The 11,569-nt window shown below is 65.5% G+C and carries 12 protein-coding genes and 1 riboswitch; of the genes, 7 read left to right on the top strand and 5 right to left on the bottom strand.

The features are described from left to right. Positions 1-2: 2 nt before the first annotated feature. The 4 genes from amaB to DQ230_RS07115 all read left to right on the top strand — a co-directional run bounded on the left by amaB (position 3) and on the right by DQ230_RS07115 (position 3,488). The gene (amaB, locus tag DQ230_RS07130) at positions 3-1,514 is read left to right on the top strand and encodes an L-piperidine-6-carboxylate dehydrogenase (RefSeq protein WP_113911890.1); all 1,512 of its coding nucleotides are present in this window, start codon (positions 3-5) and stop codon (positions 1,512-1,514) included. Positions 1,515-1,578: 64 nt separating this feature from the next. Next, entirely contained in the window at positions 1,579-2,301 is a 723-nt protein-coding gene (locus DQ230_RS07125; RefSeq protein WP_113911889.1) for an energy-coupling factor ABC transporter ATP-binding protein, read from the top strand. Then, positions 2,276-2,872: a CbiQ family ECF transporter T component gene (locus DQ230_RS07120; protein WP_113911888.1), complete on the top strand. Its 597-nt coding sequence runs from the start codon at positions 2,276-2,278 to the stop codon at positions 2,870-2,872. Before DQ230_RS07125 ends, DQ230_RS07120 begins: the two co-directional genes overlap by 26 nt. Positions 2,873-2,945: 73 nt before the next feature. Then, positions 2,946-3,488 (top strand): biotin transporter BioY, encoded by a 543-nt coding sequence (locus DQ230_RS07115; protein ID WP_113911887.1) that lies wholly within the window; start codon positions 2,946-2,948, stop codon positions 3,486-3,488. Between the two features lie 6 nt (positions 3,489-3,494). Here the strand turns inward: DQ230_RS07115 and DQ230_RS07110 are convergent, their stop codons facing one another. The 5 genes from DQ230_RS07110 to DQ230_RS07090 all read right to left on the bottom strand — a co-directional run bounded on the left by DQ230_RS07110 (position 3,495) and on the right by DQ230_RS07090 (position 7,637). Continuing rightward, positions 3,495-4,439: a YihY/virulence factor BrkB family protein gene (locus tag DQ230_RS07110; protein ID WP_113911886.1), complete on the bottom strand. Its 945-nt coding sequence runs from the start codon at positions 4,437-4,439 to the stop codon at positions 3,495-3,497. 114 nt (positions 4,440-4,553) lie between these two features. After that, positions 4,554-5,291, bottom strand: coding sequence for an ABC transporter permease (locus DQ230_RS07105; protein ID WP_113911885.1), 738 nt, complete (start codon positions 5,289-5,291; stop codon positions 4,554-4,556). Then, on the bottom strand, positions 5,288-6,010 hold the full coding sequence (locus DQ230_RS07100) for an ABC transporter ATP-binding protein (protein WP_113911884.1): 723 nt from the start codon (positions 6,008-6,010) through the stop codon (positions 5,288-5,290). Before DQ230_RS07100 ends, DQ230_RS07105 begins: the two co-directional genes overlap by 4 nt. Beyond that, positions 6,007-6,675: a TenA family protein gene (locus DQ230_RS07095; RefSeq protein WP_113911883.1), complete on the bottom strand. Its 669-nt coding sequence runs from the start codon at positions 6,673-6,675 to the stop codon at positions 6,007-6,009. Before DQ230_RS07095 ends, DQ230_RS07100 begins: the two co-directional genes overlap by 4 nt. Beyond that, a complete protein-coding gene (locus DQ230_RS07090; protein ID WP_113911882.1) occupies positions 6,675-7,637 on the bottom strand; it encodes an ABC transporter substrate-binding protein in 963 nt (320 codons plus the stop codon). Before DQ230_RS07090 ends, DQ230_RS07095 begins: the two co-directional genes overlap by 1 nt. Positions 7,638-7,771: 134 nt before the next feature. Then, positions 7,772-7,877, bottom strand: a riboswitch (TPP riboswitch). Between the two features lie 127 nt (positions 7,878-8,004). Between DQ230_RS07090 and DQ230_RS07085 the strand changes: the two genes are divergently transcribed. The 3 genes from DQ230_RS07085 (at position 8,005) to DQ230_RS07075 (ending at position 11,516) form a co-directional block, all read left to right on the top strand. Next, complete coding sequence (locus DQ230_RS07085; RefSeq protein WP_113911881.1) at positions 8,005-9,750, top strand: DUF4153 domain-containing protein; 1,746 nt, start codon at positions 8,005-8,007, stop codon at positions 9,748-9,750. A 63-nt stretch (positions 9,751-9,813) separates the two neighbouring features. Beyond that, positions 9,814-10,401 carry a heme NO-binding domain-containing protein gene (locus DQ230_RS07080; RefSeq protein ID WP_113911880.1) on the top strand — a complete coding sequence of 196 codons (588 nt, stop codon included), beginning with the start codon at positions 9,814-9,816 and terminating at the stop codon, positions 10,399-10,401. Continuing rightward, positions 10,398-11,516, top strand: coding sequence for a diguanylate cyclase domain-containing protein (locus tag DQ230_RS07075; protein ID WP_338050501.1), 1,119 nt, complete (start codon positions 10,398-10,400; stop codon positions 11,514-11,516). The genes DQ230_RS07080 and DQ230_RS07075 overlap by 4 nt, the downstream gene beginning before the upstream one ends. Positions 11,517-11,569 lie beyond the last annotated feature (53 nt).

Here is an 11,569-nt window from a genome sequence, read left to right as displayed (position 1 = left end):
CCATGAGCACCTCGAAAGATCTGAAAACCGTCCTTGCCAATCTGGACCTGAAAGAGGCTGACCTGACCGGCGGCACGCTGGCCGTGCATTCGCCCGTCGATGGCAGCCAGATGGCCAAGCTGGTGGAAACCAAGGCCGCCGATATGGACACGGTCATCGCCAATGCGAACACCGCGTTCAGGGCATGGCGCCAAGTGCCGGCCCCCCGCCGGGGCGAGCTGGTGCGCCTTCTGGGCGAGGAGCTGCGCGCGGCCAAGGACGACCTTGGCGCGCTGGTTTCATGGGAGGCGGGCAAGATCGTCTCCGAAGGCCTCGGCGAAGTGCAGGAAATGATCGACATCTGCGATTTCGCCGTCGGCCTGTCGCGCCAGCTATATGGCCTGACCATTGCATCGGAACGTCCCGGCCACCGCATGATGGAGACGTGGCATCCGATGGGGCCGACGGGCGTGATCACCGCGTTCAACTTCCCGGTCGCGCCCTGGGCGTGGAACTCGGCGCTGGCGTTTGTCTGCGGCAACCCGGTGATCTGGAAGCCGTCGGAGAAAACACCGCTGACGGCTCTGGCTTCGGCCAACATCATGGCGCGCGCGATTGCGCGGTTCGGCGAGGATGCGCCCGAGCATCTGTTGCAGGTGGTCGTCGGCCGTGCCGATCTGGGCGAGGCGCTGTCGACGTCCAAGGACGTGCCGGTGATCTCCGCCACCGGATCGACCCGCATGGGCGCCGCTGTCGGGCCTAAGGTGGCCGAGCGGTTTGGCCGCTGCATCCTTGAGTTGGGCGGCAATAACGCGATGATCGTCGCGCCCTCGGCCGATATCGACATGGCCGTGCGCGCGATCACCTTTTCCGCCGTCGGCACCGCAGGCCAGCGCTGCACCTCGCTGCGCCGCCTGATCGTGCATAAATCCATCAAGGATGATCTGGTGCAGAAGCTTGAGAAAGCTTACGCCGGCCTGCCCATCGGCAGCCCGCTGGAGTCCGACACACTGGTCGGCCCGCTGATCGACAAGGCCGCCGGTCAGGGCATGGACAAGGCGCTGGAGGCCGCGAAATCGCAGGGCGGCACCATCATCGGCGGCGGCGCGGCGGACGGCGCGCCCGAGGGCGGCGTTTATGTCAAACCCGCCATCGCGGTGATGCCCGGCCAGACCGACATCGTGAAGCATGAAACCTTTGCGCCGATCCTTTACGTCATGGAATACGACACGCTGGACGAGGCGATCGAGATGCAGAACGACGTGCCGCAGGGCCTGTCGAGCTGTATCTTCACCCTGAACGTGCGCGAGGCGGAGCGGTTCGTGTCCGACACCGGCAGCGATTGCGGCATTGCCAACGTCAATATCGGCCCCTCGGGCGCCGAAATCGGCGGCGCCTTCGGCGGCGAAAAGGAAACCGGCGGCGGGCGCGAGAGCGGGTCCGACGCGTGGAAGGGCTACATGCGACGCCAGACCAACACCATCAACTACTCGGACGAGCTGCCGCTGGCCCAGGGGGTCAAGTTCGACATCTGAGCCTTGTGAACCTCCCGCCCGCGCGGCTACACCCGTGCGGGCGGTAACATGAGGCGGATGGGTATTGGCGCAGCCACTGGCATTGAGCAACGTATCGCTCGCCCTTGAGGGGCGGGCGATTTTGCATGGAATTACCCTGAACGGCGATCAGCGGCGCATCGGCATCGTCGGGCGCAACGGGTCCGGCAAAAGCACGCTGGCGCGGGTGATCGCAGGGCTGCAAGCGCCGGATAGCGGCGATGTGCGGCTGTTCGGCGTCGATGTGGCGCAGGATCGCAAGGCCGCCATCCGCACCGTCGGCATCCTGTTTCAGAACCCCGATCACCAGATCATTTTCCCGACCGTGGACGAGGAAATCGCCTTTGGCCTGACGCAGCTGGGCCAGACCAAGGCAGAGGCGGCGGCGGGCGTGCGCGCCATTCTGGAGCAATTCGGCAAGGGCCATTGGGCCGGTGCCGCCGTTCATCCGCTCAGCCAAGGGCAGAAACAGCTGCTGTGCCTGATGGCGATCCTTGCCATGCGCCCGCGTCTGATCGTGCTGGACGAGCCGCTTTCGGGCCTTGATATTCCCACGCGGATGCAGCTGATGCGCTATCTGGACGGGGTCGATGCGCATCTGCTGCATATCAGCCACGATCCGGCGACGCTGGCCGGGTATGACCGCGTGATCTGGATTTCTGGCGGCGCGATTGCCGCCGATGGGCTGGCGGCGGACGTTTTGCCTGAATTTACCGCCGATATGCAGCGGCTGGGAGGGATGGATGATATCTCTGACCTCGCCGGTTGAGACATGGGCGCATGGCTGGCCTGCGGGGGCCAAGCTGGCGGCGCTGTGCGCGGCCACGATGGGCCTTTTCGCGCTGGACAGTGTGGCGGGGCAGGGCGCGGCATTCGCGATGATGCTGGCGCTTTATGCGGCGCCCGGCGCGGTGTTTTTGCGCAACGGATTGGCGCGGCTTCGGATGCTCTGGCCGTTTCTGGCGGTGATTTTCGTCTGGCATCTGGTGACAGCGACCCCGGCAGAGGGCGCCATCATCGCGCTGCGACTGGTGACGGCGGTGGGGCTGGCGAACCTTGTGACCATGACAACGCAACTGTCGGACATGATCGGCGTCGTGCGCTGGCTGGCCGCCCCGTTGCGCCGGATCGGGATCGGGACGCGCGCACTGGAGCTGGGCATCGCGCTGGTGATCCGGTTCACCCCCATGCTGGCGCAGAAGGGTGCGGCGCTGTCGCGCGCGTGGCGGGCGCGGTCGGCGCGCAGGCCCGGCTGGCGGATCGTGCTGCCCTTCACGCTGATTGCCATCGACGATGCGGAGCGTGTGGCCGACGCACTCAAGGCGCGCGGCGGCGTCTGAGCGATTTTTCAGTTGCCTTGCGGTGCAAATCCGGCGCAACTGGCCACCGAATACCAGACAGGAGCCTGCCGCCATGGAACGCAACATCGCCCTTATCGCGCTATTCGCCGCGCTGATCGCCGCGCTGGGGATCATTCCGGCGGTCATGCTGCCATTCGGTGTGCCGATCACCGCGCAATCCTTGGGCGTTATGTTGTGCGGCACCGTGCTGGGCGCGCGGCGCGGGACGCTGGCGGTGCTGCTGTTTTTGCTGCTGGTCTTTCTTGGTTTGCCGCTGCTGTCGGGTGGCAAGGGGGGGCTGGGCGTGATTGTCGGGCCGACCGGCGGGTTTGTCATCGGCTTTCCCGTCGCGGCCTTTGTCGCCGGGTTCGTGACCGAGCGGTGGCGCGGCGCGCCGCTGGCCGTCACGGCCGGCGTCGGGGCGGCTGTCGGGGGCGTTGTGCTTTATGCGTTCGGAATTGCCGGGATGGCGATTGTGCTGGACAAAACACCGGCGCAGGCCGCGCTGCTGGTGACGGCGTTCATCCCCGGCGACGCGATCAAGGCGGTGATCGCGGGGCTTGTCACCTCCGCGCTCTATCGCGCGCGGCCACGGGCTGTGCTGTCGCGCGCGTGACCGCGCTCAGGTATGTGTCTCGCCCAAGTTGTCGGCCTTCTCCGCGCCGCGCGTTCCCATTGGCTCAGGCTCGCCGATGGTGGTGTCATACCGCGTCTGCGCCTCAATCTCGGCGTTGAGTTCGGCGCCCATCAGGACGACATAAGCCGAAATCCATAGCCACATCAGCAGCACGATCGCACCGCCCAGCGAGCCAAAGCTTTCGTTGTAAGAGCCGAAATTCGTGGCATAGATCGCAAATCCGATGGTCGCCAGCAGCCATGCGGCGCATGCCACCACAGCGCCCAGCGATGCCCAGCGCCATTCAGGCCGGTCACGATCAGGGCCAAAACGGTAGAGCATCGCCAGCGCCAGCATGATGAGGGCCAGCATCAACAGCCAGCTTATCGCGGTGACGATGATTTCCGTCGCCGCGCCCAACTGCACGAAGGTCAGCGCCAGCGGGATGATCGTCATCAGGAACAGCGCGCCCACAACGCCAAGGATCAGCACAACCGTCAGCGCCAGCGTGACCAGCTTCAGCCAGACAAATCCGCGCGTCTCATCCTCGTCATAGGCCACGTTCAGCCCTTCGATCAGGCTGCCGACCCCCTTGGAGGCGGAATATATGGCAAGCAGGATACCCAGCGCGGCAGCAAGGCCGAGGCCGGCCTTTTGCGATCCGGCGACCTCTTGCGCCTGTGTCAGGATGATCTGCGCGACGTTTTCCGGCATGATCTGCGTCACATCCCGCAGCTGATCGACGATCTGCGACGGCTCGACCAGCAGACCGCCGATGGCAAGCATGGCGGTAATCGCCGGGAACAGCGCCAGAAGCGTGTAGAATGCCACGCCCGCCGCGATCAGCCCGACATGGTCATCCGACATTTCGGATTTCACCCTGAGCAGGATGTCCTTCCACCCTTTGGCCGGGATGCGGGTCGGGGTTTCGGCATCGCGGCCTCGGGTCATGGTTGTCTCCTGATTTGGGCAACGGGCAATGTGTTGCCGTAGGAAACCGGCGGGCGGTGCAATAAGTTCCCGCACGTGGCGGCAGGCAGCGCGTTTTCGGTGCCGAATAGCGTCTTAGCCATTTCGGTCCAGCGTGGCGCGGCAGGCGCGGTCGACGGCGGCGTGCAGCAGGACGGTGCAGACGGCCAGTACGATCAGCGCGGCAAACATCAGGTCGGTTTTCGCGCGGCCATTGGCCAGCAGCATCAGATAGCCAAGCCCCTTGGACGCGCCCACCCATTCGCCGATGATCGCGCCAATCGGCGCATAGACCGCCGCCAGCCGCAGGCCAGAGGCAAAGCCGGGCAGCGCGGCGGGAATGCGGATATGGCGCATAATGCGCGCGGGGCTGGCGCCCATCAGGCGGGCCATGTCGACCCATGCCTGCGGGGTGCGCATCAGCGCGTCGAAAAATGCCGATGTGACCGGGAAATAGATCACCAGCAACGTCATCACGATTTTCGAGCCGATGCCATAGCCGAACCATAGCGTCAGGATCGGCGCCAGCGCGAACACCGGCACCGCCTGACTGAAGATCAGCATCGGGCGCACCAGTTGCCGGGCCAGCGGCGAGGCGGCCAGCGCAACGGCTGTCGCGCCGCCCAGACTGGCGCCCAGGGCAAGGCCGGCCAGCACCTCGATCGCGGTGATCATGGTGTGATGGGCAATCAGCGCGCGGCTGGTCCACAGCGTTTCGGCCACCAGTGCCGGGCCGGGCAGGATAAAGCGCGGCACGCCCGTCAGCAGGACCAGCGCCTGCCACGCCGCCAGCGCCACGAGGGCCGAGGCGATGATGCTGCCCGCGCGCCTCACGATCCTGCCCGCAATTCGGCCAGCAGCGCGCCCTGCGCGCTGAGCATCTGCGCATCGTCCACCGCGCGGGGCGGTGCGCCGGGCGGGGCGGCATGGCTGCGCAGGCCGCCGGTGTCCAGGACAAGGATCGCATCGCTCAGCCTCGCCGCCTCGGCCGGGTCATGGGTGACCATCAGCACGGTCTTGCCGCGCAGCAGCTCTGCCGCCACGTCCTGCACCTGCGCGCGGGTGCGCGCATCCAGCGCCGAGAATGGCTCGTCCAGCAGCACGATGGGCCGGTCCTCCATCAGGGTACGGGCAAGCGCGGCGCGCTGGCGCTGGCCGCCCGATAACGTGGCGGGGCGCTGGGCGGCCTGCGCGGCCAGCCCGACATCGGCCAGCCTTTGCGCCACGCGGGCCTTGTCGGGCGCCGTGCCGCGCAGCCGGGCGCCCAGCGCCACGTTTTCCGCCACGGTCAGCCAGGGCAGCAGCAGGTCCGATTGTGCCATCAGCGCCACGCGCCCGGCCAGCGGCGCGCCATCGCCGGCCGCCAGCGTGCCGGTCAGCGCTGCCTCGTCCGCGATGCCCGCGATCAGGCGCAGCAGGGTGGATTTGCCCACGCCGGACGCGCCCAGAAGGCAGGTCCATTGGCCGGGCGCCACCGCAAGCGCGATCTGCGCAATCAGCGGCGCACCTCCGATATCGACGGACCCGTTCAGCGTGATGCCGGGGGCTGTCATCCGGCCAGACCCATATCCCAGAACCCGATTTCCAGCCGCGTGGCGGTGGCGAACCGCCCCGACAGGGCCGCCCAGCGCGGGCTGTCCTGCGGCACCGGTCCCAGCCGGCGAGTCACCGCCGCATCCATCAGCGCGCCGGTATCGCGGCAGGCCTGCTGGTAGTCCGGCCCCGCATAGGTGTCGATCCAGTCGCCATAGGGCGTGTCGCCCCGGCCAGCCGCCAGCCGCAGACCGATTTCGCCGTAACCCAGAACGCAGGGCGCCAGCGCCGCCAGCAGATCCAGAAAATCGCCCGAATGGCCCGCATCCAGCACATAGCGCGTGTAGGCGATGTTCTGCACCGCCTCGGGCGCGGCAAATAGCGTTGCCTCGTCAATGCCGTCGCGGGCGCAGGTGGCGATGTGCAGCGCAATTTCCCCGTTGAGCAGCGCATCCAGCGTGCCGGCGGCAAAGCGCATTTCCTCGACCGTCTCGGCCTTGGTCACGGCCAGCGCCCATGCGCGGGAGAAGTGGATGAGGAACACGTAATCCTGCACGAGGTAGTGCAGATAGGCCGCGCGGGGCAGGGTGCCGGTCCGCAGCCCCTCGACAAAGGGGTGGTGTGTGTAGGCGTGCCATTCCTCGGCGGTGTCCGCGCGCCATGCGCTGAAGGTATCGCCGTACATTACTGCGCCTCCTGCACGGCATCGCTGCCCGGATCAACCGCCAGATCGGACACCGGGCGCGTGCTGTCCAAGAGGCCCGCGTCCTTCAGGAAATGCTCGAATTCGGCATAGCGCGCAACATCCACGGCGGCCGGGCGCAGGGCAAAGCGCGGGATCGTGTCGGTCCAGGCGCGGGCGTTCAGGGCATCGTCCAGCTCGGGCGATGTGGATTTGAAAATGTCCCAGCTATCCTCGGGGTGGTTAACGATGTATTGTGTCGCCTTGGCCGTCGCGCGCAGGAAGCGGCTGATTTTGGCGCCGTCCATCGTGCCGGGATTGGCGACATAGATCAGCTCGTCATATGACGGGATGCCGATTTCTTCGAGGAAGAAACAGGTGCCGGGCACGCCCTCGATCTCCATCTGGTTCAGCTCGAAATTGCGGTAGGCGCCGATGACCGCATCGACCTGACCCGACATGACCGAAGGGCCAAGCGACCAGTTGACGTTGATCATCTCGACCTCGTCCAGTGCGATGTCATGCGCGGTCAGGATCGCGCTGAGCAATGCCTCCTCGACGCCGGCGACGGAATAACCGATCTTGCCGCCCCTCAGGTCTGCGATCTGCTTTATGGGGCCGTCCTTCAGGGCCAGCAGGCAGTTCAGCGGGCTGGCAACCAGCGTGCCGACGCGGATCAGCGGCAGCCCCTCGGCCACCTGAAGGTGCAGTTGCGGCTGGTAGGACAGGGCCAGATCGACCTGACCCGCCGCCACCATCTTGGGCGGGGCGGACGCATCGGCGGGGGCAACGATGTCCACCGCCAGCCCTTCATCAGCGAAATAGCCGCGTTCCTGCGCCACGATGATGGGTCCGTGATTGGGGTTGACGAACCAGTCCAGCACCAGCGTCATCTTGTCCTGCGCAAGCGCCGGTGCGGCGGTCAGCGCGCAGATCAGTGCGGCGGCAAAAGCGTGGCGTTTCATGTCGGCTCCTTGGCGGGTGGCCGGGCGTAGGGCGGCCAAGGCAGCCGCTGGACCACGCCCTGCGCACGGCAGAGGTTCGAGTTGGGACAGACCGGCGATATGAAACGGAAAACTGGCGCAAACCCGCGCGGGCGGTGTTTGCATGCTCCGTTCCCTCCGCCGGTACTGACCGGATCAGGTTCGATGGGTCGGCGCGTCGCCTCTCAGCCCCGGCATAGCGGAGCACCCCAACGGATAGGGCGAACCTAGCAATGGCACGCAGCGCTTGCAAGCGGCGAAACGCCGCGCGGCGCGCCGGGTAAATCGCGCGTTCAGCTTGCCCGCAAAAGAGGGTACGCTGCGCCGAAACACAGCCGGAGTGCCGCCCATGTTGCCCAGATCCGAAACCATAGAAATGCGGCTGACATTTGCCAGCGTTGGCGCCGTTGCGGGCCTGGCAGTATGGGGGCTGATGGATGTACTGCCGGATCTGGTCAGCACCGCGCGCGCCGCCCTTTTGCCGGTGGCCGCCGGGCTGGGGTTCTTCAGCGTGCTGCTGGCGCTGCTGGGTCCGGTGCGCCTGGCCCCTGCGCTATGGGCGGCGCTGGGCATGGCGGTGCCTGCCGCGCTGCTGCTGTTCTGGGCCAGCTTTCGCCATACCGAGGTCGAGCGGTTTCTGGATACCGGATACGGCGTTGCCGCGTTTGTCTATCTGCTGGCGATCGGGGCGCCGTTCGTCATCGCGGGGCTGCACCGGCATGGCGGCTGGCGGCACTATGGCGATCTGTTCGACGCCGCATGGAGCCTTGTGGTGCGCAGCACGGCCGCCTGGCTGTTTGTCGCGGTGGTCTGGCTGGTGCTGCTGCTGTCAGATCAGCTGCTGGGGCTGGTTGGTATCGGTATCATCGACGATCTGATGGATGTGGAGCCGGTGCCGTATCTGATTACCGGCATTGCGCTGGGCCTTGGGCTGGCCATTGTGCATGAGCTGCGCGATTACCTGTCGCCCTTCCTGATGATCCAGTTGTTGCGCCTGCTTCTGCCGGCGCTTTTGCTGGTGCTGGCGGTGTTCATCGTGGCGCTGCCGTTTCGCGGGCTGGACAGCCTGTTTGGCCAGTTTTCGGCGGCGGCAACCCTGATCGCGGTGACGGTCGCAGGCATCACGCTGGTCACGACGGCGGTTCACCGCGATGACAGCGTATCGGTGCAGGGCTCTTTGATGTTGATCGCCACTCGCCTGCTCAGCGCGATGTTGCCGGTGCCGCCGGCGCTGGCGGTCTGGGCGGTCTGGCTGCGCGTGGATCAGTACGGGCTGACGCCGGACCGGCTCGCGGCGCTTATCTCGGCCAGTGTGGTGCTGATCTATGCCGCGGCCTATGCCGCATCGCTGCTGCGGCGTGGGGACTGGCGGCGCGCGCAGCGCAGCGTCAACCGCTGGATGGCGCTGGTGACACTGGCGATTGCAGCGCTGTGGCTGACCCCGCTGCTGCACGCCGAGCGTTTGGCGACCGCCAGCCAGATTGCCCGCGCCGAACAGGGGCGCACAGCGGCCTTGTGGGAAATGGCGCATGACTGGGGCATTGCGGGCCGGCGCGGTCTGGCCCGGCTGGAGGCGCGCGCGCAGGCCGGCGCAGACGATGATCTGTTGGCGGCAATCGCGCTGGCGCGGCAAGCCCCGAACCGGTGGGATTTCTACAAGGATCGCCGCGATGACGGCGTTGCCACGCTGGACGGCATCGTGCCGCTGCGCCCCGATGGTGTCACCCTGCCCAAAGGCGCGTTGGACGGGCTGGACCCCGGCGAGCGGGAGATGATTCATCAGGCCTGCGCGCGCCGCCTTACAGGTGGGCATCCCGGCTGCGTCATTGTGGTTGCGCCGTTCGAGCCGTCGGAGAATACCGACCGCGCCATCGGTCTCTTTGCAACCGACGACGTCGGTGCGCATCTGGCGTCCTACCGCATGTCCGAGGGGCGGCTGATACGGCAAGGGTTCCCGATCGATATTCTGGCTGGAAGCTATCCTTATGTTTCCAATGATGTAATCGTGGATGTGCTGACGGGTCAGTACCGGCTGGCCCCGGTTCCGCGGACGGTTCTGGAGGTTGGCGGTTTGCAGTTATTTCCGCAATATTGACGATGTTCGCGAATTCTTAAGAAACGCGGTGCATACCTGATTCAACGTGGATCGGAGTTGGATATGCACGGGCTGATGAACAGGTCGATAGAACGCTTTGTGCGCGATACATATGGCCGGGATGTGTGGGGCGCCGTGATGCGGCGCGCCGGGCTGGATTACGTCGAATTCGAGGCGATGCTGACCTATGATGACCACGTCACCCGCGATGTTCTGCACGCGCTTGGTGCGGTGCTGGCCCGGACAGAACAGGATATTCTTGAGGATATCGGGACCTTCCTCGTCTCGCACCCGAATTTAGAGGCTTTGCGCCGCTTGCTGCGCTTTGGCGGGCCGACCTTTACCGAATTTCTGCACTCACTGGATGACCTGCCCGCACGTGCGCGTCTGGCGGTGTCGGATCTGATCCTGCCGGAGATTGAGTTGCGCGACCACGGCGGCGGGCGATTTTGCGTCTGGTGCCGTGGCCCGGTCGCCGGATTCGGGCATGTTCTGGTCGGGCTGTTGCGCGCGCTGGCCGATGACTACGGCGCGCTGGCCTGGCTGGAACACAAGGGCAGGCAAAACGATTCAGAGATTGTGGAAATTCAGCTTTTGACGGTCGAGCATGCCAGCGGGCGCAGATTCGATCTGGGACTGGGGGCGCTATGATGACACCTACCGCCGCCAGGGCGCAGATCGGGCCTGACGCGGCCATGATGGATGTATTGTGCCCGATGCACGCGGTCCTGAATGCCAGCGGCGATCTGGTTCATGCCGGGCCGACATTGGTGAAAATATGCGGTGGCACATCGCTGATCGGCACGCGGTTTTCGGAGCTGTTTGACATCAAACGCCCGCAGACAGACGGCTCTGTGCGGATGCTGATTGCCACGGCGGGTGCCAAATTGCATTTGCGGACGCGGGGCGCGCCGCGCACCGACCTCAAGGGTGTGGCAGTGCCGCTTTCCCCCGGTATGCCCCCCGAGGGCGGGGTGCTGATCAACCTGTCCTTTGGCATATCTGTGGTAGATGCCGTGCGCGACTTCGCGCTGACCAGCAGCGATTTTGCCGCGACCGATCTGGCGATTGAAATGCTCTATCTGGTTGAGGCAAAGACGGCGGCGATGGACGCGTCCCACAAGCTGAACATGCGCCTACAGGGCGCCATGATCGCGGCCGAGGAAAAGGCGTATACCGATACGCTGACCGGCCTGCGCAACCGCCGCGCGATGAATTACGTGCTGGAACAGCTAACCAGTGCCGAGCAGGATTTCGCGCTGATCCATCTGGACCTGGATTATTTCAAGGCGGTCAATGACAGGATGGGGCACGCCGCAGGCGATCACGTATTGCGCGAGGTCGCCCGCATCATGGTCGAGGAGACGCGCAGCGATGATACGGTTGCCCGTGTCGGCGGGGACGAATTCGTGATTGTCCTGAAACGCCTGACAGATCCGCAGATCGTGCACGACATTGCAGAAAGACTGATCGCGCGCCTGTCAGAGCCCATTCCCTTCGCGGATAAATATTGCAGCATTACGGCCAGTGCAGGTTCGGTTTTGTCTTGTGCGCACGCCCATGCAGATGCAACGCGCCTGATGCTGGAGGCCGATACAGCGCTTTACGCCGCCAAGGATGCGGGGCGAGGGCGCCACATCTCATATACGCAGGACTTGAACAGGCACGCCACTGGGAATGGCGAGGTCGGCGGGCCGGTAAGCTCGAATTGCCCTGGCCCGCTTGCCCCGAGGGATCCTGGCCGGAGGGATGGTGGCACGGAATGAGAAGCGACAGGATATGCTGGCAGATATGTTCAGAGCCTGCCAAGAGAAAGCTG

The sequence above is a fragment of the Roseovarius dicentrarchi genome, from assembly GCF_003316635.1.
Classification (GTDB): Bacteria; Pseudomonadota; Alphaproteobacteria; order Rhodobacterales; family Rhodobacteraceae; genus Roseovarius; species Roseovarius dicentrarchi.
Note: the sequence above shows the minus strand (reverse complement) of the source record. Positions and strands in the feature narration are given on the sequence as shown.